Consider the following 21,081-nt stretch of genomic DNA (forward strand, 5'->3'; position numbering starts at 1 on the left):
CTGCCGCTCAGGGGACGCGGGAGCGGCTGTGCAGGGAGGTCAGATAGGCGTTGTAGTCCGCGAGTTCCCGCGAGCCGTCCCGGTCCGCCGCACGGTCCAGGCGCCGCGCCCGGCGCTGCTCGGAGGAGTACCACTGAATCACCAGGGCGAGCAGCACGATCACCGTCGGGATCTCGCTGAATGCCCACGCCACGCCCCCCGCCGCGTTCTGGTCGGCGAGGGCATCGATGCCCAGGGAAGCGGGGGGGTGGGCATAGGTGGCGATCAGCGGCTCGGAGGCCATCATCAGCGCGATGCCGAAGAAGGCGTGAAACGGCATGGTGGCGAACAGTTCCAGCATGCGCATGAGGTGTCCGGGCCGGTGAGGGCCGGGATCGACTCCCATGATCGGCCAGAAGAAGACAAGTCCCACGGCGAGGAAGTGCACCATCATCGCGGTGTGACCGGCCCTGCTCTCCATGAGGAAGTCGAAAAGGGGGGTGAAGTACAGCCCGTAGAGACTGGCGATGAACATGGGGATGGTGAACAGCGGGCTGGTGACCGTCCGGATGTACCGGCTGTGCAGCAGGGACACCAGGATCTCCCGGGGGCCACGGTGCCCCCGGCCGGCCGACGGCAGAGCCCGCAGCAGCAGCGTCACCGGTGCGCCCAGCAGCAGCAGGATCGGGGAGAGCATGCTGATGACCATGTGCTGGACCATGTGCACACTGAACTGGACCATGCCGTAGTCGTTCAGTGCGGTACCGGTGACGGCGGCGACGGTGAGGACACCGAGCACGAAGGACACGGTCCGACCCGGCTGCCAGGTGTCGCCGCGGCGGCGAAGGCGGGCGACGCCCCAGAGGTAGCCGGCGATCAGGAGCAGGCAACCGATCACGAAGAGCGGGTCACCGCCCAGTTCCAGCCCCCGCCCCAGTGTGAAGGGCGGCAGATCCGCCGTACCGTGTTCTCCGTGGTCCATGGCATACGCTCCTGATCCGTACCGCTCACCGGAAACGATAAGCCGCCTTTGTCCGGGGCCCTCGGGCAGGGGCCCCGGAAGGCGGCATCAGGGCGCGGTGGCCGCGGCGATGCGCTCGGCTCGCAGGGCCTCGTACCAGCGGTCGTCCACCGGGGGGAGGGCGTTCACGTCCAGGGCCAGTTTCAGCAACAGGTCGGCGATCTGCGGGTTCCTGGCCAGGACGGGCCCGTGCAGATAGGTGCCGAAGACGGTGTCGCGCCAGGCGCCCTCGGTGCCGTCCCCCGTACCGTTGCCCTGGCCCATGCGGATCCGGGCCAGGGGCCGCACACCCTGTCCCAGCTGGGTGACCCCCTGGTGGTTCTCGAAGCCGGTGAGCTGCGGGAGTCCCAGGCCCGGGTCGGCGTCCGCGAGAACGTCGCCGACGCAGCGCTCGGCGCCGCCGCGCGTGCTCACGACATCGAGCAGCCCCAGGCCGGGCTCCCGTTCCCCGAGATCGTTGATGAACTCGCGGCCCAGGATCTGGTAGCCGGCACAGACCGAGAAGATGATCGCGGCATTACCGGTCGCCCGCTCCAGTCCGCCGTCCCGGCGCAGGCGTTCGGCGGCCAGGCGCTGCGGGCGGTCCTCTCCGCCGCCCAGCAGGTAGATGTCGCCGGAGGTGGGGATCGTCTGGTCGGACCGGACATCGATCCGCTCGACCTTGAGCCCTCGCTGGCGGGCACGGCGCTCCACCACCAGCACGTTGCCCTGGTCGCCGTAGGTGCTCAGCAGGTCGGGGTAGAGCCACACCACACGCAGGCTGGATTCACTCATGCTCTGTCCTTACGTGTCAGTTGCCGACGGTGCGGCGCAGGTCCTGGAAGGCGGTGTAATTGGCGATGGTCTCGATGCGGCCGGGCGGGCACAGGCGGACCGCCTCCGCGAGGCTGTCGCAGACGTGGAACTCCAGGCCGGCGACTTCCAGGCGCACCGCGAGGTCGAGGCGGCGGTCCCCGACCACACAGATCGGGTGGCCGGCCAGGCGGGCATAGTCCACGTCCCACAGCCAGGAGGTGTCGGTTCCGTCGGCGCTGCGCGCATTGACCGAGAGGATCACCGGGGTGGGCGGCGGGTCGATGAGGGAGAAGGTCTCCAGCCACCCTGCGGGGTTCTTCGCGAGCAGCAGTCTGAGGTCACGGCCCTGGTAGGTGACGACGTCGTAGCGGCCGGCGACCGCGGCGACGGACTGCATGCGTTCCAGGGCGACCTGGGGGGAGATACCGAAGGTGGCCGCGACGGCGGCGGCGGTGGTGGCATTCGCCTTGTTGGCCCGGCCCGGCAGCTGCAGCCGGATGGGCCAGGCCGACCCGTACGGGTCCAGAACGCTGTCGCCCGCGAGGACCCAGGTGGGCTCGGGGCGGCTGAAGCCGCACTCGCTGCACGCCCAGGTGTCGTCCGGCCGCTGGAGGACGCCGCCGCATGCGGGGCAGGACCAGGCGTCGTCCTTCCACTCCTGCCCGGCGGCCACCCAGACCACGCTGGTGGAGGAGGAGGCGGCCCAGACCACCAGGGGGTCGTCGGCGTTGGCGATGACGGTGGCCTTGCTGCCCTGAAGACCTTCGCGCCAGCGCTCGGCCAGCATCCGGGTCTCGGCGGCGCGGTCGAGCTGGTCGCGGGAGAGGTTCAGCAGAGCGATGGCCTTGGGCGAGACGTCCCGGGCAACCGCCGCGAGATACTTCTCGTCCACCTCGATCACGCCGTACCGGGCGGAAGAGCCGCCGGACAGGGCGGAGGTGATGCCGGCGGGCATGTTGGCGCCGAGAGCGTTGGAGACCACCTCGCCGCCGGCCCGCAATGCCTCGGCGATGAGGCGGGTGGTCGTGGTCTTGCCGTTGGTCGCGGACACCAGGACGACGTCCAGGTGTCCCGCGAGCCTGCGGAGCAGTTCCGGGTCGAGCTTGAGGGCCACCCGTCCGCCGATCACCGACCCGCTCCCCCGGCCCGCCGCCCGCGACACAGCGGCCGCTGCTCTGCCCGCCGTCACGGCCAGCCTGGCCCGCGGCGACAACGGCTCCGTGCTCTCTGCCATCGTCCTTGCTCCTCCTTGCCCTTGACCGGGGGCCAGCCTATCGATGTCCGCATCAGGGCCCGAATCGCGCTGCCGCTCGGCTGTTCCCCGGCCGGGAACCACACGCGATATCACCCGTTCACATCTATCGGACGATAGATACTTTTTGTCATTTTTGATGTACTTACCGTGCATGCCGATTCGCCGTGTCAGGAGTGCCTCATGGTCTTGTCCATCTCCGGGGTCGTGCTGCTCGGGGTCATCATGTTCCTGCTGTTCCGCAAGGACGGCATGAAGCTGTCCCATGCCGCCGTCTGCACCCTCTTCGGGTTCTACCTGGCCGGTACCGCGATCGCTCCGGGTATCCAGGCCGGCGGGGCAAGCCTGGCTCAGTTGCTGGGCGGGATCTCGCTGTAGTGCCGCTCGCCCGGGTGGTGCTGCGAGGCCTGGTGCGGCTGATGTCGGCCGCCCGGCAGTGGTGGCCGCAGTCCACGGGCCGGCGGGGGCCAGTGCTCGGGGCGGCTGCAGCGGCGGCGGTGGCCGCCTGGGTGGTGCCCTACGGCGTGCTGATCGCCGCGGCGGGACTCACCGCTGCGGCATGGTGGGCCGGCCGCGCGGATTCCGGGGAGACGGAAGGGACCGCGCAGGGACCCGATGCGCGGGAGTGCGAGCGGCTGCGGGTCATCCACGACGCTCTCGCCGCGGTGTTCTCCGCCCCGCCCGACTGGCCTGTCGAGGACCGGCTCCATGCCCACGGGGAGGACTGTCAGAAGTGCATCGCGGAGTTCCGGTTCGGGGCGGAGGGACGACTGACCGCTCTGCGGCTGCGCTACCCGGCCTACTTCGCCGACGGGGACTCCGGGCAGCGCGAACGGGTCGAGCAGGTGCTGGCGGCCAAGCTCGGCAGAGAACGCGAGGTCCGGTTCCGCTGGGAGGAGGAGCGCAACGAGGTGTGCGTGACCGTCGCCGAGGAGTTGCCGACGGGCTGGTGCGTGCAGCGGTTCGTGACCGCTCCGGGCGAGGTGGTACTGGGATTCACCGACGCCGGGGCTGTGGACCGCACCCTGCCGGTGGACACCGGGGACGGCTCGGCAGTGGACGCGGCAGCGGTCGTGTGGCGAACGGGGGTCCGCTCCCAGTTCCCGCATCTGCTGGTGGCCGGGCTGCCCGGCTCGGGTGCCACCTCGTTGCTGCGCTGCGTGGCGCTGCAGGCCCTTCGGGCGGGCCAGGTGCTGCTGATCGACGGGAGCGGAACAGGCGAGTACGCGTGCTTCGCCGGCCGGCGGGGGGTGGTAGCGGTCGAGTCGGCACCCGGTGCCGCGGTGGCGGCTCTGGAGTGGGCCGCCCGGGAGACCGAACGGCGGCTGCTGGACGCCGGTGCGGCCGGCGGCCGGGAGCGGGTACGGGAAGGACGCGCATTGTGGATCGTGGTGGACCGGCCGGGGCTGCTGGGCCACCTGGCGGAGCTGGAGGGCGCGGCCGCTCCGCGGGAACTGCTGGAGGTGCCGCTGCGCTACGGCCGTGCCGCGGGGGTGACGGTGGTGCTGGCGGAGCACATCGGCGAGCTGGAGAGCCTGGGGGCCGCCGTGCTCACGTGCGCCCGGGCACGTGTGGTGCTGGGACCGGCGCCGCCGTCCCGGGTTCAGGAGATTCTGGGGGTGCCGGCAGGAGGCACCCCCGCAGCGGAGTGGCCGGCGGGGCGCGGCTGGGCCCGGGTCGGCGGTGGGCGAGCGCTGCGGATCCAGACTCCGGCGGCTCCGGATCCGGACGACCGGGCCGCCGGGGATCCGCAGCGCAGGGCGGTGCTGGAGCTGCTGCCACCGTCGGCTGTCTGCGGAGGTCCGGAGGGCGAGCCGGACGGAGAGGGGGCAGGCAGTGTTCAGGCGATATAGCTGCTCGGGGTGTCCAGGGAGGCCGTGCCGGTTCCTTCGGCGACGAGCCGGGCGGCGGTCGCGAGCCTGGTGACGGCTTCCTCGGCGACGGGAGCGCTGACGGTGAAGGGCAGACGGATGTAGCCCTCGAAGGCGCCGTCCACTCCGAACCGGGGCCCCGAGGGCACGCGCACCCCGAGTTGCTCCGCGGCGTCCGCCACACGGGATCCGGAGAGCCCGCCGGTGCGTGCCCACAGGGTCAGGCCGCCGTGCGGGACCTCGAACTCCCAGTCGGGCAGGTGGGTGCGCAAGGCCGCGACAAGGCGGTCTCGCTGGTCGCGGACCTGTTCGCGGCGCAGGGCGACGGCCTCCTCCCATCCCCCGCCGGTCATCAGCCAGGTGACGGCGAGCTGTTCCAGCACGGGGCTGCCGAGGTCGGCGTAGGCACGGGCGGCGACCAGGCGCCGGATGATCTCGGGAGCGGCTCTCACCCAGCCGATGCGCATGCCTGCCCAGAAGGTCTTGCTGACCGAGCCGAGGGTGACCACCGTGGAGCCGGCGGCGTCATGGGCGCAGACCGGCCCGGGCAGCGGCAGGTCCGGCGGGACGTCCAGGGCGAGATCGGCCATGGTCTCGTCGACCACGAGCACGGTTCCCGCCGAGCGGGCCGCGGAGACGAGTTGCCGGCGCTGGTTTTCGCCGGCCAGTGCGCCGGTCGGGTTGTGGAAGTCGGCGACGACGTAGGCCATGCGCGGTGCCGCGTCCCGCAGCACCCGGCGCCAGGCGGCGAGGTCCCAGCCGCTGAGGCCTTCGGCCATGGCGACGGGTACCAGGCGGGCCCCGGCGTCGCGCATGAGCTGAAGAACGTTGGCGTAGGAGGGGTGCTCGACGGCGACCCGTTCCCCGCGCGGGGTGAACATGCGGCAGATGGCCGCGGCCGCCCCCATGGCGCCGGTGGTGACCATGATCTGCTCGGGCATGGTGGGAACGCCGCGGGCGGTGTACCGGTCGGCGAGGACCTGCCGCAGGGCGGGCAGGCCGGCGGGAAAGTCTCCGTGGGTGTGGGCGGAGGACGGCAGAGCGTTGAGGGCTTCCCGGAAGGAGCGGGTGAGCAGGGGCTCCGGTGCGGGCAGCGCGGCGTGGCCGAGGTCGATGACGGTGCCTGCCGTCTCGGGAGGAAGCGGCGTCAGTCCCCGGGTGGGCAGGGGGCGGCCGGCCGGCACGGCGGTCCAGCTTCCCGACCCCCGGCGGGACTGGAGGAAGCCGTCGGCCCGGAGCGCCTCGAAGGCTGCCGCCACAGTGGTGCGGCTGACCGAGAGGGCGGCGGCGAGTTCCCGCTCGGCGGGCAGGCGGGCGGCGACCGGCAGCCGGCCCTCCAGAACCAGCAGCCGGACCCCTTCGGCCAGCGACCGGTAGGCGGGAGTGCGGCGGCTTCGGGCGGCGGAGGGCCCGGACGGGGGCTGGACTCGCTGGGACTGAAGGAGGTGGGCCAGCTGCCTGGCCCCCACGGTCGACGTCCACTGGGACATCTCGCGGTCCACCCTTCTCCGATTGGCCATGGTTCCTTGCCGCCAGCATGCCACAGGGTGTCACAGGTCAGTCCAGTTCGCCGGAGGAGAGCTCCATGTCCCTGCCCCGTGACGGTCTTGTACACCGGCTGCTCCGGTTGTACGCCGGGCTGGTTCTGTACGGCGTGAGCCTCGCCGCGATGGTCCGGGCCGGACTCGGACTGGCTCCGTGGGATGTGCTGCACGAAGGGCTCGCGGAGCGCACCGGACTGTCCATGGGAACGATGGTGATCGCCGTGGGGGCCGGGGTGCTTGCCCTATGGGTGCCGCTGAGGGAACGCCCGGGGCTGGGCACAGTGTCCAACGTGATCGTGGTCGGCCTGGCGGTGGATGCCGCACTGGCGGTGCTTCCGGCTCCGGACGGGCTCATGGCACGGGTTCTGCTGCTGGCCGGCGCGGTGGTGCTCAACTCCGTGGCCACCGGGCTCTACATCGGGGCCCGGTTCGGTCCCGGGCCGCGCGACGGCCTGATGACCGGCTTGCACCGGGTGACGGGCCGTTCGGTCCGGCTGGTGCGCACGGGTATCGAGGTCACGGTGCTGGCGGCCGGCTTCCTGCTGGGAGGGACCGTGGGCGCGGGAACGGTGCTGTACGCGGTGGCCATCGGCCCGCTGGCACAGACCTTCCTGCGGCTCTTCTCGTCCGGACCCGCCTCTCTTCCACTTCGGGGCGGCAGCCACCGGGCGGGGGAAGGGCCGGCGTCGGGGGCGGAGAACGACGGACCCGGGCCGCGTACTCACCCTTCGCCCCCCTGGCCGGATTTCGACTGCGGGGCAGCTGACCGGTAGAGTATGTGTCCGATACCACCGGATGAATTGTTCACCGCACGCCCAGCTGTGCGGACCCAGGGTGACATCTCCTGCCAGAGGTGACAAACCGGGCGACGGTGGGTACAACAGTGGGCGGCACGACGGGCGACACATGTCCCACATCGGGAATCTTCACCGCCGACCGGACGTTGACCAGATGATGACGACAGCGACACCTGTCCTGTGGGCGACCAGCCCGGGAGGCACGATTCATGAGTGAGCGAGCTCTACGTGGCACGCGACTCGTGGTGACCAGCTACGAGACGGACCGCGGCATCGACCTGGCCCCGCGCCAGGCGGTGGAGTACGCATGCCAGAGGGGGCACCGGTTCGAGATGCCCTTCTCGGTGGAGGCCGAGGTCCCGCCGGAGTGGGAGTGCAAGGTCTGCGGCTCTCAAGCCTTGCTGGTGGACGGCGAGGGGCCGGAGGAGAAGAAGGGCAAGCCCGCGCGTACGCACTGGGACATGCTCATGGAGCGGCGCACCCGCGAGGAGCTCGAGGAAGTGCTGGCCGAGCGGCTGGCCGTCCTGCGTTCGGGCGCCATGAACATTGCCGTGCATCCGCGCGACAGCCGTAAGTCGGCCTGATCCGTCAGGCCGTGAGGCCCGGGCCACCGCCAGGTGGCCCGGGCCTCACGCTGTGTACGGCCGGCTGCCTCAGCTGTCGCGCCGGGGTGGCCGGGGGTCCTCGTCCTCCCCTGCCTCCGGTCCCCGGCCCCCGGGGCGCTCCTCGTCGACGACCTCGCCGGGCACCACCTTGCCGTCCGGGCGCCTGATGCGGATCTGTTCGTGCGCCGCGCGGGCCTCCTCGTAAGCGGCTCCCAGCGGCCCGCTGCGGGCGATGAGGAAACGCCGCCCACCGCGGCGCAGCAGCGCCGCGGTGGGCGGGAAAAGAAGCAGCAGCCCCACGGCGTCGGAGACCAGCCCAGGGAGAATGAGCAGGAGACCGCCGAGGATCGTCAGCGCATGGCCGCCACCACGCCGGCGCTCCATGGGTTCCTTCCGGCCCTCCTGGGCGGAGCGCACGGCGTCGCCCAGCCGGCGCCAGGCAGCGCGCCCGCCCCGCTTGACGGCCAGCACCCCGGACACCAGGCCGGCCACCAGGACGAGGAAGACGGTCAATCCACCGGCGGCGCGTCCCAGGGCCAGCAGCAGCCAGAGCTCGAGCAGGGCGAAGGCAGCCAGAACCAGCGGCAGCAGGGGCAGCAGGGCACGGGCCCGGCCTGCTGCCACCACTGTGGGGGCGATGCCGAAGCCCATGGCACGTCGCGAGTGAGGCGGTTTCGGGTTACCGGTCGTCATGACTCAAGTGTGCCTGCGGCCGGCCAGCCGGCCGAAGCGGGCCGCCAAACCCCAGGCAGTGACACGCCACAGCGCCTCGAACACGATGTCCCGGCTCATCTTGCTGTCACCGTGGGACCGCTCGACGAAGGTGATGGGGACCTCGACCACCCGGTGCCCTGCCCGCACGGCACGGTGTGCCAGATCGACCTGGAAACAGTAGCCCTGAGAGGCGACGTCGGCGAGCAGTCCGTCGTCCAGAACGTGGCTGCGGAACGCCCGGAACCCCGAGGTGACGTCGCGGACGGGCAGCCCCAGCAGCAGCCGGGAATATGTGCTGCCGCCGCGGGAGAGGAGTTCGCGGTAGCGCGGCCAGTTGACGATGCGCCCGCCCGGCACCCACCGGGAACCGAGGACGGCATCGGCATCGCGCAGGGCCGTGAGCAGGCGGGGAAGTTCCTCGGGCTGGTGGGAGCCGTCACCGTCCATCTCGACCAGCACGCCGTATCCGCGGGCCAGGCCCCACTCGAACCCGGCGAGGTACGCCGCGCCCAGCCCTTCCTTGCCGGGCCGGTGCAGGACGGTGATCAGGTCATCGGCGGCGGCGATCTCGTCGGCGATCTTCCCCGTTCCGTCGGGGCTGTTGTCGTCCGCGACGAGGACATGGGCCTGGGGGACGGCGGTGCGCAGGCGTTCCAGCAGGGATGGAAGATTGCCGGCCTCGTTGTAGGTCGGGATGATCACCAGGATCCGGCCCAGTGGCCGATGGCCGCTCTCAGGCACGCGGCGGCTCCTTCACGGCGTTGCCTTCCTTCCTGCCCGGCAGGCTCCGCGAGGAGCCGCGGCGGGTGATCCGGTGGGCCGTCCCGAAGGCCAGCAGTCCGGCGATGGCCAGGGCCCATTCCGGCACAGCCCCCACGGTGGCCGCCAGAGTGCGGCCGTCACGCAGTGGGAGCCGGGCGGTGAGGACGTCCTGGGTGAACTCCTCGGTGCGCTGCACGACGGTCCCGTCGGGCGCCACAACGGCACTGATGCCACTGGTGGCCACGGTGACCACGGCCCGGCCGTGCTCCACGGCCCGCAGCTCGGACATCGCAAGCTGCTGTTCGGGCTGGCCGGTGTGGCCGTAGGTGGCGTTGTTGGTCTGGATGACCAGGGCCCGGGCTCCGGAGCGGACGGTATCGCGGACGATCCCGTCGTAGGCCACCTCGAAGCAGATGACATCGCCCAGCCGGGCAGGGCCGACGTCCAGCACGCCGGGGGCGTCCCCGGGGTAGAAGTCCCGGGGGACTCTCTCCAGGCGGGTGATGACCTTGCTGAGCTGTTCCCGGAAGGGCACGTACTCCCCGAAGGGGACGGGGTGCTGCTTGGTGTAGGACTCCCCCGGGCCGCTCTCGGGGTCCCAGACGATGCCCTGGTTCTCCACGTACCCCTCCTCGGTGGGGTGATCGACCAGGGCTCCGACGAGGATGGGAGCGCCGATGGCCCGGGCCGCCCGGTCGATGGCGGCGCGCGCCTCCCGGTGACGGTAGGGATCGAGATCGGAGGCGTTCTCGGGCCACAGGACGACGTCGGGCTGTTCGGCCCGCCCCTCCCGGACGTCGTCGGCCAGCTCCAGGGTGGCCTCGACGTGGTTGTTGAGGATGAGCATGGGGCGGCCGAGGAAGTCCATGCCCGGCTGCTGGACGTTGCCCTGGACGACGGCGACGGCCACGGTGTCGTCGGCCGCGGTGGGTACCGGGACCGCATACCCCGCAAGAGTGATGGCGGCGGCCAGTACCGCGGCAGCCGCGGCCGGGCGGGCGGCCGCCAGGGAACGGCGGGAGCGTTCCGTCCGGTACAGACGGTGCAGCGCGAGGGTGGCAGCGGCCAGCAGGGTGCCGGTCAGCGCAACGGCGAAGGTGACGAGCGGCGCGCCGGCGAGGGCGGCCAGCGGGGTGTAGGCGGTGCTGGTATTGGCGAACGCGAGCCGACCCCAGGGGAAGCCTCCGAATGGGATGCGGTCCCGGGCCCACTCCTGGGCAACCCACAGACAGGCGCCCCACAGAGGCCACAGCGGCAGGCGCGAGGTGGCCGCCAGGCCGGCGCCCAGCGGAACGAAGAACAGGGCCTGCAGCACCGACAGACCGATCACGGCATCCCAGCCGATGACATGCAGCCACTTCAGCAGGACGACGAAGAAGGGCAGGCCGAGGGCGAAGCCGAGCCAGGCACCGTACCGGGCGGAACGACCGCGGGTCAGCAGCGAGAGGGCGGCCACCGCGAGGACGGACAGCGGGGCGATGGCGTAGGGCGGGAACGCGGCGGCGAGGGCGAGCCCGGCCAGGGCGGCCAGAACCGTCGTGGGCCAGTGGGTACCGGCGGCGACGGCCAGCCGCGCGGCCCGGCGGGACGGCACGCGGTCGGCCGTCGCCCGCGAGTCCGCGCCGTCCGGGCGGGCAAAGGCGGGGCGCACGACACTGTCACGGCCGGCGGTGGTCGTCTCGGGACCCGATGACACGGTCAGGGCCTTCCTGGCGGGGGACGTTCTGGTGTGACGGTACCCCGGGACAGGAGGTACGGCGGAGGCGGATCGGGGCCCGGTGCCCTTCGGGCCGACCTGGAACCCGCTGGCTGCGGGTCGACCGAAAGCCGTTGTCTACTGAGCCTCCGGGCCCCGACCGGGTCGCACCTGCCGGCCGGGCGGGAATCTCCGCCCCCGTGCCGCGGGCGCTGGACCTGGCTCCCAGCGGCGGGACGCCTTCCGGCCCCGCCTTCTGGCCCAGCAGCGTTCGACGACTGTGCGGAAGAGCGCACCGGCCGGACGTCCTGTGGTGGACGGTGCCGAACCTACCGGTCGGTGACCTCCCCGTTCAACATCGCCCCCACCTGCGGTTTCGCGTGAGAAGTGCTGGTCAGTGGCGACCTGGCGGTTCTGCCCGCGGCGGACCCGTTCCTCTTTCGGAGGTACCGGGGCCGCACATGATCACTCGTTCAGCCGGTCGTGGACCGTACGCCCGGCCACGACGGTGCGCAGGCACTGGGGCAGGCCGGTGCCGGGAGTGAGGTCGGGCAGGCCGGGGGTGGCGGAGCGCGGGTCGGTGGACCAGCGGGCGATCCGGGTGTCCGGTGTCTGCACCAGCAGGTCCCCGGCCTTCCAGACGGCGTAGTCGGCCGGTGCGCCCGGGGCCAGGACTCCCGCGTCGTCGCGTCCCAGGGCACGCCAGCCACCCCGGGTGTGGGCGGTGAAGGCCGCCCGGACGGAGATGCGGTGTTCGGCGGTGCGGTGGAAGGCGGCGGCGCGCAGCGTCCCCCAGGGGTCGAGGGGGGTCACCGGAGCGTCGGAGCCGAAGGCGATCGGGACGCCGGCACGCAGCAGCGCGGCGTAGGGATTGAGGGTGCGGGCCCGGTCTTTGCCCAGCCGCCGGGCGTACATGCCCTCGGTGCCTCCCCAGGCGGCGTCGAAGGCGGGCTGCACGGAGGCGGTCAGCGCGAGGTCCGCGAAGGCGGCGATGGTGCCGTCGGTGAGCATTTCGGCGTGTTCGACGCGGTGCCGGAGCGCTCGCACCCGGTGCAGGCCCAGTTTGTCGGCGGCGGCACGGACGCCTTCGGTCACAGCCGTGATCGCGGCGTCGCCGATGGCGTGGAAGCCGGCCTGCAGGCCGGCTTCGGTGCAGGCCGTGACGTGTGCGGCGATGTCCCCGGCGTCCAGATGGGCGGTTCCGGTGTGGCCGGTATCCGCGTAGGGAGTGTGCAGGTGAGCGGTGTGGGAGCCGAGCGAGCCGTCGGCGAAGAGATCCCCGGCCGCCCCGATGGCGCCCAGTTCACGGATTCGCCCGGTGTCACGGACTGTGGTGCAGTGCTCGGCCCAGTAGCCGAAGACCCGCGGCAGGTTCTCCTCGGCCGCCAGCCTCAGAAGGGAGGCGAAATCATCCTCACCCGAGATGTCCGGGCCCGCGCATTCGTGAACGGAACCGATGCCCAGGGCTGCTGCGTGCCGCAGGGCCGCCCGCTGGGCACCGGTCCGCTGGGCAGGACTGACGGTTGCGTAGGCGGCCTTGCGCACCGCGTGGTGGGCATCGTCGGTGAGCGGTGCGTCCGGATGGTAGCCGGTTCGTGCGGTGACGCCGGGAACGAGTTCGAGCAGCGCGGTGGTGGCCAGTGCGGAGTGCACATCGACGCGGGAGAGGTAGAGCGGCCGGTGGCCGGCCGCCCGGTCGAGTTCGGCGCGGGCGGGCGGGCGCTGTTCGGGCCAGCGGCTGCTGTCCCAGCCGTGTCCCAGGAGCGTCAGTCCTGCCGGGGCAGCCTTCGCGTGGGCCTCGACCAGGGCCAGGGCCTCCGCAAGGGAGCCGGCCCCGGTGAGGTCGAGCCCGGTGAGGGCCAGCCCGGTGGCCGTGGTGTGCACGTGTGCGTCGGTGAAGGCGGGGGTGACGAGCGCGCCGTCCAGGTCGACGGTCTCGTCCGCGTTCGCGGCGAGGGAGTCGGCCGCGCCCTCGGAGCCGATCCAGGCGATGCGGCCCCCTTCGGTGACCATGGCCGTGGCGAACGGGTCGGCCGGGCTGTGGATCTCACCGCGGCGCAGCAGGACGGTGCGGCCGGTGCCGTGGCCTGGGGTGCTGTCGGTCATGGTGTCCAGTCTCCCGCTCACGCGGAGCGGAGCGGCGACCGGGGGTCAGATGCTCGGGGGCCGGGCCTCGTAGGGGGTGGAGAGCACGACGGTGGTCCGGGTGGACACGCCGGCGAGGGTCCTGATGCGGGCGAGCAGGTGCTCCAGTTCGAGGGGGGTGGCCACCCGGACCTTCAGAATGTAGTTCTCGTCACCGGCCACGCTGTGACAGGCCTCGATCTCCGGCACGTCGGCGAGGCGGTCGGCGATGTCGTCGGGGGCGCTGGGATCGAAGGGCTTGACAGAGATGAAGGCCGTCAGCGGAAGCCCGACGTGCTCGGGGTCCACGACCGCGGCATAGCCCCGGATGACGCCGCGCTGTTCCAGGCGGCGCACCCGCTGGTGCACGGCCGAGGTGGACAGGCCGGTGGCCTTGCCCAGGTCGGTGTAGCTCATCCGCCCGTCCCTGACGAGCAACTCCACAATGCGCCGATCCAGTTCCTCCACGGGCAGCAACTTACCGCGCGGTCGCCACCGGTGGCGCGCCGAGCCGTCCCGGCCGGGTGTGGCGGGGCCGGCCGGCACCCGCGGGGGCGCGGTGCGGCGGGAACGTGCCCGCCCGCTGTGACGAATGCCACAGGCGTGCGCCCGTGCGCGGTGGTGCGCTGCGATTACTGAACGGTTCCGGAGGGAAATGCTTGCTGTGGCCAAGGCCATCGCGCCGTCCTAGGGGGATGCCATGCGCACCATGAAGCAGAACCAGACCGAAGATTTCCACGTCGGCTCCGCTTTTCCGGAGGAGGAGCCGGACATCCTGTTCGCCGGGGAGGTCCGGGTGACGTGCCCGGAGTGCGCCCAGTCGATCGCTCTCGCGACGGCGGACGACGCCCTGCCGCAGCATGCGCTGTGCCCGACCCGCTGGGATCCGTTCGGGCTGACCGTCTGTCCCGGCTCCGGCCGCACCGTCGCCGCCGACGGCGGGCTGGTCCCGCACGTGACACAGGAGTCCCTGGAGACGATCCCCCTGGTGGCGCTGCCGGAGACCCTGGACTGGCGGCTGCAGCCGTTCTCCCACGTGGGCGGGGCCGGGGCACGGCCGATCCGGCTGCGGCAGGCGGCCTGACCGTACCAGCCCCGGGACTGTCAGGACATCCGGCCGGCCGGTGGCCCGGCGAGATACCGGGCGATGACCATGCGCTGGATCTGGTTGGTTCCCTCGACGATCTGGAGAACCTTCGCCTCACGCATGTAGCGCTCGGCGGGGAAGTCCGTGGTGTAGCCGTACCCGCCGAGGAGCTGGACCGCATCGGTCGTCACGCGCATCGCCGCATCGGTGCAGAAGAGCTTCGCCATCGCAGCCTGCCGGGTGAAGTCCTGCCCGGCGTCACGCAGCCGGGCCGCGGCCAGGTAGAGCGCGCGTCCGGCCTCGATCTGGGTGGCCATGTCGGCCAGCATGAACCGCAGTCCCTGGAAATCCGCGATGCGCCGGCCGAACTGCCGGCGGCCCGCGGTGAATGCCAGTGCTTCGTCCAGGGCGGCCTGAGCCACCCCGACGGCGCAGGCGGCGATGCCCAGCCGGCCGGAGTCCAGAGCGGCCAGGGCGATGCCGAACCCTTGCCCTTCCTCTCCGATGCGGCGTGCGTCGTCCACCCGCACACCGTCGAAATGCAGCTGCGCGGTGGGCGACCCGGCCATGCCCATCTTGCGCTCGGGCGGCGCGGCGGTGAGACCGGAGGCGTCACCGGGAACCAGGAAGGCGGTGATGCCGCGCGAGCCGTCCGGGCCGGTCCGGGCCAGGACCGTGCAGAAGTCGGCGATGCCTCCATGGGTGATCCACGCCTTGGTGCCCTCCAGCACCCAGGTGTCCCCATCTTGTACCGCGCGGGTGCGCAGGCCGGCGGCATCCGAGCCGGAGGTGGGTTCGGACAGGCAGTACGCGCCGAGGGTTCCGCCGCCGAGCATGGCGGGCAGGTACTCGGCCCGCTGCTCCTTGCTTCCGAAGGCCGCCAGGGCGTGGCAGGCGAGGGTGTGGACGCTGACGCCGAGCCCCACGGTCAGCCGTGCGGCCGCGAGCTCTTCGAGGACCTGCAGGTACACCTCGTAGGGCTGGGCTCCGCCCCCGTGCTCCTCGGGGTAGGGCAGGGAGAGCAGCCCGGCCGCGGAGAGCCGCTCGAAGGTGGCACGGGGGAAGGTGCCCGCTTCCTCCTCCTCGGCCGCCGACGGCCGGATCTCGCGCTCGGCGATCTCGCGGACCAGAGCCATGAGATCACGGGCTTCCTCGGTGGGCAGGCGTCGCTCCACGGGCCGGGGGCCGTCGGCGGGGGTCATCGCAGTTCCTCCCTGTCAGGCGCTGCGGCAGCCGACGCCCCGGGTACGGCGACGCTGCCGGTGAATTCGCCGGGCCACGGCCNACGGCCGGTGATCAGCGGTTCCGGCGGATTGGAGTATGCCTGATGGTCCGTGCGCCGTCACCGGCGCACCCGCCCTCCCGGATCAGGATGACCGAGGGCACGGTCCGGTGCATCCGGGCGGCCGGGGTCAGCGGACTCCCGCGGCGGACAGGGCGGCCAGCTGGGCCGGGGTGGCTCTGGAGGGCCAGTACAGGTAGCACACTCCACCCGACGCGCTCCTGGTGCGGCCCTCGGCATCCTTGCGTCGGGTGCGGAGCCAGACGTTCTCGAACTCGCGGCGGTTGTAGATCCGGCGTACGTCGCGGTTGTTCCGGCCGGCCGGGTCGTTGACGATCACGTCACCCAAGGCGGTGAATCCGGTGACGGTCATCAGGTGTCCGGCGGTCCCGTAACCGGCTCCGGTCAGCTCCTTCTCGTGGAAGGACTGCGAGGTGATGACCGGAATGCCGGCAGCGACGAGACGTTCGGCTGCTGTGAGGCTGTCCAGCCTGGTCACGACAGCCTGCAGGCCCGGGTGGGAGGCAGCGTAGGCGGCGTTGAACGGCCAGTTGCCGCATCCCTCGTACTGGTGGTCATAGGTGGCCCGGGCCGCGTGGCAGACCTGCGGGTCGTCGTAGGAGGGGTCGACCCAGGCGAGGTCGGCGGCGGTGGGACGGTGCCCCCAGTACTCGACGACCATCTGGGAGGACGCCGGGCTGCACCAGGCTTCGCCACCATTGTCGTACTGCGGGTAGCGGCCGGTGTGGACGTTCTGCGAGTAGGCGGGGACCGTCAGTTCACGGTCGGCCGCCTCGCCTGGCGCCGTCGCGGGGACCTCGAAGCGGGCCGGCAGGTCGGATGTCGTCACGCCCAGCCGCCTCACCACGGGAGTGGCCCTGCTGCCCGGTGCCCGGTACAGCGTCAGTCTCATTCGGAAGGCGGCCAGGCGCAGCGGGGTGTCCTCCCCGACTGCGACGGTGTCGGTCCGGACGCTGCTGGTGCCGTCCTGCTGGCCGTCGACGGAGGTGCGCAGGACGTCCCCGTCCCCGGAGGCCCAGATGCCCATGGTGTACCAGGGGGTGAGGGTGCCGTCGGTGTAGGTGCCCTGCACTTCGGTCCGCAGCCAGGTACCGGCCGGGGTCGTCGCGTTCCAGTAGGCGATGAGCTCCCCCGCCGGGACGGCGGAGCGGTGCAGCGGCGACAACCAGGTGGCGTACTCCCAGTTGCCGGTCCGCCCGCTGTGGGGATCGTGGTAGGGCACCCTTCCGGCTGCACGCTCCATGACGAGGCCGGACCGGCGTCCGGGCGCGGTGCCGTTGCCGGTGCCCGCGCGCCAGTCGGCTGCCGAGGCCCAGGCGTGATGCCCGACGGTGGTGGCCGCCCGCCCCTCGGAGGACGGGTCACCCGGTCCCGGAGGCCGGACGGTGCCCGAGGCGGCCGGCCCGAACGCGGTGGCGAGGGCCGCGAGAGCGGTGGCCAGGACGGTGCGGCGCGGGGCGGGCGGCAGGGGCACGGCGGTGGTCTCCCGGGGTCGGCGCGGCACGGAGGAGCACGTCCACTATGACCATTCCCGGGCGGAGTCCCGGCAATGCGCGGGCGGCGCGCGGCAGGAAGCACCGGCTTCCGCCGGTCGGCGCAGTGGTCCGTAGGGTGAGCGGGTGAGCCCAGCCGCCGATCACCGGTACCGCCTGCCCGGCGGGCTGCCGTCGCGGCTGCGTTCCCTGCGGCCCTCGTGCGGGCCGGTGCGGCTGGTGGGGGTCGACGGGCATGCCGGGTCGGGCAAGAGCACCCTGGCCCGGGTGCTGGCCGCTGAGCTCGGCAACGCACCGGTCGTACACCTCGACGATCTCGCGAGCCACGACGCGCTCTTCGGCTGGACCGGGCGGCTGAGCGAGCAGGTTCTGCGGCCGCTGGGAAGGGGCGAGCGGGCGGTGTACGAGGTGTACGACTGGCACCGGGGGATGTTCGGCACCACCGAGGTGCTGGAGCCCGCGCCGGTGGTGCTCGTGGAAGGGGTCGGGGCCGGGCGGCGCGCGGTACGCCGGTATCTCGCCCTGTTGATCTGGGTGGACGTGCCCCGGGAGGAGGCGTGGGAGCGGGGGCGGCGCAGGGACGGGCCCGAGCTGTCCGCTTTCTGGCGCCGCTGGCAGGAGGCCGAACGGCGGCACTTCGCCGGTGATCCTTCGCGCCCGGAGGCGGATATCCTGTTGAGGCCGACAGGTGCGGGCTACCGCGAGTGCGTGTAACAGTCCTGTGGGCGGGGCAGGCAGGCGCAGGAACCCGTTGTGGGGGTGCAGCATGACTTCTGGCGCACAGGGCCTCGACCAACAGCGCACCGCGGCCGAACTCGCCTGGCTCCGGGGGGTGGACGCCTATGCCGCGGCCGCTTGCACGGAAGCGGAGGAGGAGTTCCGCGAGGCGGTGCGCGCGGACCCGGGAATGGCGGACGCCTGGCTGGGGCTGCACGCACTGCGCTCGGACGCGGGGACAGCCTTACTGCGGATGTACGAGAACCGTGAGCGGTTCGGGGAGCAGCGGGCCCGGCACGGCCGTCCGCTGAGTTCCTGGTACTGGCTGGGCTGGTGGGTGCAGCCGGTCCTGGAGACCGGCCGGGACCTGCACCTGGCCTACGCCTCGCATCTGCTGGACGGCCGGCGGCTGGCGGAACTGGACCGGGCACTGGACCGGTGCCCGGCTCCCGCGGAGGATCCCTTCGCCCGGTTCCTGCACGCCTGCCGTGCCTATCTGGCCAAGGACTGGGAGGGTCTGTTCCGGCTGACCTCCACCTTGCTGGACGACCCCCAGCTGGGCGTGGAGGCGGGACTGTTCGCCGGGATGGCCCGGGTCCGGATGGAGATGTTCGAGCAGGCGGAGCCGCTGCTTGCGGCGGCCTTGATGCGGTGCCGCAGCGAGCAGCCGCAGCGCAAGGAACTGCGCTACTGGCTGGCACGGGCGCGGGAGGGGCGCGGACGGGGAGCCGCTGCGCTCGCGCTGTACCGGGCCGTGCACCAGGCCGACGCCGGCTTCATGGACACCGCCGCGCGGCTGGACGCACTGACGGCGGAGGACGGCGAGGCCGCTCCCCCGGTACTCTCCGCGGCGGCGGAGGCGGCGCTGCCGGTGCCCGGCGGGAGCCCGCCGGGCACCGGGGGCCGGGACGGGCGGGCCGCACCGGCGTCCGCCACCGGACCGTACGGGTCGGCGCCGTTCGGCGCGGTGCCCCTGACGGGGGCGGAAGCGGTGCGGACGCCCGACAGCGCGCTGCTGGCCCGCACGCTGGCGGAGCTGGACCGGATGGTCGGCCTGGAGCCGGTGAAGGAACAGGTCAGGGCATTGTCGGCCCAGCTCCGGATGGGCCGCCTGCGGTCCGGCCAAGGGCTTCCGGTGCAGCCGCCCAAGCGGCACTTCGTGTTCTCCGGGCCGCCGGGCACCGGCAAGACGACGGTGGCGCGGATCCTGGGCCGGGTCTTCCAGGCGCTGGGCGTGCTCAGTCACGACCGGTTGGTGGAGGCGCAGCGGGCCGATCTGGTGGGCGAGTTCCTGGGGCAGACGGCGGTCAAGGCGAACCGTCTGATCGACTCGGCGCTGGGCGGGGTGCTGTTCATCGACGAGGCGTACAGTCTGGTGCACTCCGGTTACAGCAAGGGCGACGCCTACGGTGACGAGGCGCTGCAGGTGCTGCTGAAGCGGGCGGAAGACAGCCGGGACCACCTGGTGGTGATCCTGGCGGGGTATCCGGAGGGGATGGACCGGCTGCTGGCGTCGAGTCCCGGGCTGGCGTCCCGGTTCTCGGCCCGGGTCGACTTCCCCAGTTACCGGCCTGAGGAGCTGGCGGCCATCGGACGGCTGCTCGCGGAGGACCAGGGGGACAGCTGGGACGGCGAGGCGCTGGAGGAGTTGCACAGCATCAGCGAGCACGTGGTGGCGGAGGGCTGGATCGACGAGCTGGGCAACGGCCGGTTCCTGCGCACGCTGTACGAGACGAGCTGTGCGTTCCGGGACGTGCGGCTCTCCCAGGGGGCGCAGACGCCCACCCGGCAGGAACTGGCCACGCTGCGGCTGCCCGACCTGATGCAGGCGTACGGAGAGGTGATGGCCGGACGGGGGATGGGCCGGGCGGGGGACCAGGGAATCCCCCCGCCGGGGTAGCCCGGGGGCGGCGGTCAGCTGCCGGAGGCCCCGGCGCCGTGGTGGTCGACCAGGTCCCGCAGGGCGCGGGCGTCGGCCATCGCCTGACCCCGTGCGATGCCGGGCTGGATGCCCATGACGGCGAGCGTGGTGCCGTCGGCCAGGTCGAGGGACGCCCAGGGGTCGCCGGGCCTCAGGTTGACGCGGATGATCTCGGCCCAGGCCAGCCGGCGGCGGGTGGTCAGGTTGACCACCGTGACCCCTCCGGGGTCGGCCACTGCCTTCGGCCGGCTGAGCAGGGCAAGCACCGCCCATGCCAGGAGTCCGCTGGCGCTGATGGCCGCCCGGTCGCCCGGTCCCCAGCTCATCGCCCCGCCGGCCGGGAGGAGGAAGGCGATCAGCGTCAGGACCCCGAAGACCACGGCTCCGGAGGTGTGCAGCACCACCCGGGTGCGCAACGGGCGGAAAGTGCGGGGAAGGGCGGGCAGGGGTGCTTCGGTGGCGGGCACAACGGGTTCCGTCTCACTCGGGCGGGTCACAGGCGGCAGGCGTGGATGCCCGTGGTCAGGATGGCCCGGGCACCGAGGTCGTACAGGTCGTCCATGATCCGCTGGGCATCCTGGGTGGGGACCATGGAACGGACCGCGACCCAGCCCTGGTCGTGCAGCGGGGAGACGGTGGGCGACTCCAGGCCGGGAGTCAGCGCGACCGCCTTCTCGACCAGTTCGGCGCGGATGTCGTAGTCCATCATCACGTAGCGGCGGGCGACCAGGACGCCCTGCATGCGGCGCAGGAACTGCTGGACCTTGGGCTCGTCCTCGGTGGGGCGCCCGGTCCGGCGGATGACGACCGCCTCGGAGCTGAGCACCGGTTCACCGATGATCTCCAGCCCGGCGTTGCGGAGCGTGGTGCCGGTCTCCACGACATCCGCGATGACCTCGGCGACGCCGAGCTGGATCGCGGTCTCGACGGCCCCGTCCAGGTGGACGACGGAGGCGTTCACGCCGTGTTCGGCCAGGTGGCGGGTGACCACTCCGGAGAAGGAGGTGGCCACGGTCAGGCCGCCGAACTGGGAGACATCCCGCACGGTGCCGGGCCGGGTGGCGTACCGCAGGGTGGACGCGGCGAAGCCCAGCTGGAGGATCTCCTCGGCATCGGCTCCGGAGTCCTGGAGGAGGTCCCGGCCGGTGATGCCGATGTCCAGCTTCCCCGAGCCGACGTACACGGCGATGTCCCGGGGCCTCAGGAAGAAGAACTCCACCTGATTGCCGGAGTCCACGAGGACCAGTTCGCGGCTGTCCTTGCGCTGCCGGTAGCCCGCCTCATGGAGCATCGCCGACGCAGGCTCGGACAGTGAACCCTTGTTGGGGACGGCGATGCGCAGCATGGACGGCTTCCTTCGTGTCGGGAGGTCGGGATGGTCCGGGGGCGTGCGGGGGCCC

At 72.3% G+C, this 21,081-nt stretch carries 20 protein-coding genes; 7 read left to right on the forward strand and 13 right to left on the reverse strand.

Annotated elements, in window-relative coordinates; genetic code table 11:
* Window positions 1-7 precede the first annotated feature (7 nt).
* The 3 genes from ABD299_RS00130 to ABD299_RS00140 all read right to left on the reverse strand — a co-directional run bounded on the left by ABD299_RS00130 (window position 8) and on the right by ABD299_RS00140 (window position 3,029).
* Entirely contained in the window at window positions 8-961 is a 954-nt protein-coding gene (locus ABD299_RS00130; protein WP_344257736.1) for a cytochrome c oxidase assembly protein, read from the reverse strand.
* A gap of 87 nt (window positions 962-1,048) precedes the next feature.
* Window positions 1,049-1,774 (reverse strand): type 1 glutamine amidotransferase, encoded by a 726-nt coding sequence (locus ABD299_RS00135; RefSeq protein WP_344257737.1) that lies wholly within the window; start codon window positions 1,772-1,774, stop codon window positions 1,049-1,051.
* A gap of 16 nt (window positions 1,775-1,790) precedes the next feature.
* Window positions 1,791-3,029 carry a MurT ligase domain-containing protein gene (locus ABD299_RS00140; RefSeq protein ID WP_344257739.1) on the reverse strand — a complete coding sequence of 413 codons (1,239 nt, stop codon included), beginning with the start codon at window positions 3,027-3,029 and terminating at the stop codon, window positions 1,791-1,793.
* A 201-nt stretch (window positions 3,030-3,230) separates the two neighbouring features.
* On the opposite strand from ABD299_RS00140, the gene ABD299_RS00145 reads away from it, so the two are divergent.
* Both ABD299_RS00145 and ABD299_RS00150 read left to right on the forward strand, forming a co-directional pair.
* Window positions 3,231-3,425, forward strand: coding sequence for a hypothetical protein (locus tag ABD299_RS00145; RefSeq protein ID WP_344257740.1), 195 nt, complete (start codon window positions 3,231-3,233; stop codon window positions 3,423-3,425).
* Entirely contained in the window at window positions 3,425-4,900 is a 1,476-nt protein-coding gene (locus tag ABD299_RS00150; protein ID WP_344257741.1) for a hypothetical protein, read from the forward strand. Before ABD299_RS00145 ends, ABD299_RS00150 begins: the two co-directional genes overlap by 1 nt.
* On the opposite strand, the gene yczR is transcribed toward ABD299_RS00150, so the two are convergent.
* The gene (yczR, locus tag ABD299_RS00155; protein WP_344257934.1) at window positions 4,888-6,408 is read right to left on the reverse strand and encodes a MocR-like transcription factor YczR; all 1,521 of its coding nucleotides are present in this window, start codon (window positions 6,406-6,408) and stop codon (window positions 4,888-4,890) included. The genes ABD299_RS00150 and yczR overlap by 13 nt on opposite strands.
* Before the next feature lie 95 nt (window positions 6,409-6,503).
* Between yczR and yczE the strand changes: the two genes are divergently transcribed.
* Complete coding sequence (gene yczE, locus ABD299_RS00160) at window positions 6,504-7,235, forward strand: membrane protein YczE (protein WP_344257742.1); 732 nt, start codon at window positions 6,504-6,506, stop codon at window positions 7,233-7,235.
* Between the two features lie 233 nt (window positions 7,236-7,468).
* Window positions 7,469-7,843, forward strand: coding sequence for an RNA polymerase-binding protein RbpA (locus tag ABD299_RS00165; protein ID WP_344257744.1), 375 nt, complete (start codon window positions 7,469-7,471; stop codon window positions 7,841-7,843).
* A gap of 69 nt (window positions 7,844-7,912) precedes the next feature.
* On the opposite strand, the gene fxsA is transcribed toward ABD299_RS00165, so the two are convergent.
* From fxsA to ABD299_RS00190, 5 genes are all read right to left on the reverse strand, one after another.
* Window positions 7,913-8,557, reverse strand: coding sequence for an FxsA family membrane protein (gene fxsA / locus ABD299_RS00170; protein ID WP_344257746.1), 645 nt, complete (start codon window positions 8,555-8,557; stop codon window positions 7,913-7,915).
* A gap of 3 nt (window positions 8,558-8,560) precedes the next feature.
* Window positions 8,561-9,319, reverse strand: coding sequence for a polyprenol monophosphomannose synthase (locus tag ABD299_RS00175; RefSeq protein ID WP_344257747.1), 759 nt, complete (start codon window positions 9,317-9,319; stop codon window positions 8,561-8,563).
* Window positions 9,312-11,036 carry an apolipoprotein N-acyltransferase gene (lnt, locus tag ABD299_RS00180; protein ID WP_344257750.1) on the reverse strand — a complete coding sequence of 575 codons (1,725 nt, stop codon included), beginning with the start codon at window positions 11,034-11,036 and terminating at the stop codon, window positions 9,312-9,314. The genes ABD299_RS00175 and lnt overlap by 8 nt, the downstream gene beginning before the upstream one ends.
* A gap of 465 nt (window positions 11,037-11,501) precedes the next feature.
* Window positions 11,502-13,142, reverse strand: coding sequence for an amidohydrolase (locus ABD299_RS00185; protein ID WP_344257751.1), 1,641 nt, complete (start codon window positions 13,140-13,142; stop codon window positions 11,502-11,504).
* A 45-nt stretch (window positions 13,143-13,187) separates the two neighbouring features.
* Window positions 13,188-13,628 (reverse strand): Lrp/AsnC family transcriptional regulator, encoded by a 441-nt coding sequence (locus ABD299_RS00190; protein WP_344257753.1) that lies wholly within the window; start codon window positions 13,626-13,628, stop codon window positions 13,188-13,190.
* Window positions 13,629-13,869: 241 nt separating this feature from the next.
* Here ABD299_RS00190 and ABD299_RS00195 point away from each other — a divergent pair, with 241 nt between their 5' ends.
* A complete protein-coding gene (locus ABD299_RS00195) occupies window positions 13,870-14,244 on the forward strand; it encodes a hypothetical protein (RefSeq protein ID WP_344257754.1) in 375 nt (124 codons plus the stop codon).
* Between the two features lie 20 nt (window positions 14,245-14,264).
* On the opposite strand, the gene ABD299_RS00200 is transcribed toward ABD299_RS00195, so the two are convergent.
* Together ABD299_RS00200 and ABD299_RS00205 are read right to left on the reverse strand one after the other, a co-directional pair.
* Window positions 14,265-15,449, reverse strand: coding sequence for an acyl-CoA dehydrogenase family protein (locus ABD299_RS00200; RefSeq protein ID WP_344257755.1), 1,185 nt, complete (start codon window positions 15,447-15,449; stop codon window positions 14,265-14,267).
* Window positions 15,450-15,659: 210 nt separating this feature from the next.
* Complete coding sequence (locus ABD299_RS00205) at window positions 15,660-17,054, reverse strand: peptidase C39 family protein (protein WP_344257756.1); 1,395 nt, start codon at window positions 17,052-17,054, stop codon at window positions 15,660-15,662.
* 115 nt (window positions 17,055-17,169) lie between these two features.
* Here ABD299_RS00205 and ABD299_RS00210 point away from each other — a divergent pair, with 115 nt between their 5' ends.
* Together ABD299_RS00210 and ABD299_RS00215 are read left to right on the forward strand one after the other, a co-directional pair.
* Window positions 17,170-17,757: a uridine kinase family protein gene (locus ABD299_RS00210; RefSeq protein WP_344257757.1), complete on the forward strand. Its 588-nt coding sequence runs from the start codon at window positions 17,170-17,172 to the stop codon at window positions 17,755-17,757.
* Window positions 17,758-17,809: 52 nt separating this feature from the next.
* Entirely contained in the window at window positions 17,810-19,660 is a 1,851-nt protein-coding gene (locus ABD299_RS00215; RefSeq protein WP_344257759.1) for an AAA family ATPase, read from the forward strand.
* A 14-nt stretch (window positions 19,661-19,674) separates the two neighbouring features.
* Here the strand turns inward: ABD299_RS00215 and ABD299_RS00220 are convergent, their stop codons facing one another.
* Together ABD299_RS00220 and hisG are read right to left on the reverse strand one after the other, a co-directional pair.
* Window positions 19,675-20,148 carry a PH domain-containing protein gene (locus tag ABD299_RS00220; protein WP_344257760.1) on the reverse strand — a complete coding sequence of 158 codons (474 nt, stop codon included), beginning with the start codon at window positions 20,146-20,148 and terminating at the stop codon, window positions 19,675-19,677.
* A gap of 26 nt (window positions 20,149-20,174) precedes the next feature.
* A complete protein-coding gene (gene hisG, locus ABD299_RS00225; RefSeq protein WP_344257761.1) occupies window positions 20,175-21,026 on the reverse strand; it encodes an ATP phosphoribosyltransferase in 852 nt (283 codons plus the stop codon).
* Window positions 21,027-21,081: the final 55 nt, after the last annotated feature.

This window comes from Streptomyces sodiiphilus (genome assembly GCF_039529215.1).
Classification (GTDB): Bacteria; Actinomycetota; Actinomycetes; order Streptomycetales; family Streptomycetaceae; genus Streptomyces; species Streptomyces sodiiphilus.

Bases quoted from the DNA above. Each gene is read 5' to 3' on its own strand.
- ABD299_RS00130 (WP_344257736.1), bottom strand. From the start codon at position 961: ATGGACCACGGAGAACACGGTACGGCGGATCTGCCGCCCTTCACACTG.
- ABD299_RS00135 (WP_344257737.1), bottom strand. From the start codon at position 1,774: ATGAGTGAATCCAGCCTGCGTGTGGTGTGGCTCTACCCCGACCTGCTG.
- ABD299_RS00140 (WP_344257739.1), bottom strand. From the start codon at position 3,029: ATGGCAGAGAGCACGGAGCCGTTGTCGCCGCGGGCCAGGCTGGCCGTG.
- ABD299_RS00145 (WP_344257740.1), top strand. From the start codon at position 3,231: ATGGTCTTGTCCATCTCCGGGGTCGTGCTGCTCGGGGTCATCATGTTC.
- yczR (WP_344257934.1), bottom strand. From the start codon at position 6,408: ATGTCCCAGTGGACGTCGACCGTGGGGGCCAGGCAGCTGGCCCACCTC.
- yczE (WP_344257742.1), top strand. From the start codon at position 6,504: ATGTCCCTGCCCCGTGACGGTCTTGTACACCGGCTGCTCCGGTTGTAC.
- ABD299_RS00165 (WP_344257744.1), top strand. From the start codon at position 7,469: ATGAGTGAGCGAGCTCTACGTGGCACGCGACTCGTGGTGACCAGCTAC.
- fxsA (WP_344257746.1), bottom strand. From the start codon at position 8,557: ATGACGACCGGTAACCCGAAACCGCCTCACTCGCGACGTGCCATGGGC.
- ABD299_RS00185 (WP_344257751.1), bottom strand. From the start codon at position 13,142: ATGACCGACAGCACCCCAGGCCACGGCACCGGCCGCACCGTCCTGCTG.
- ABD299_RS00195 (WP_344257754.1), top strand. From the start codon at position 13,870: ATGAAGCAGAACCAGACCGAAGATTTCCACGTCGGCTCCGCTTTTCCG.
- ABD299_RS00200 (WP_344257755.1), bottom strand. From the start codon at position 15,449: ATGACCCCCGCCGACGGCCCCCGGCCCGTGGAGCGACGCCTGCCCACC.
- ABD299_RS00215 (WP_344257759.1), top strand. From the start codon at position 17,810: ATGACTTCTGGCGCACAGGGCCTCGACCAACAGCGCACCGCGGCCGAA.
- hisG (WP_344257761.1), bottom strand. From the start codon at position 21,026: ATGCTGCGCATCGCCGTCCCCAACAAGGGTTCACTGTCCGAGCCTGCG.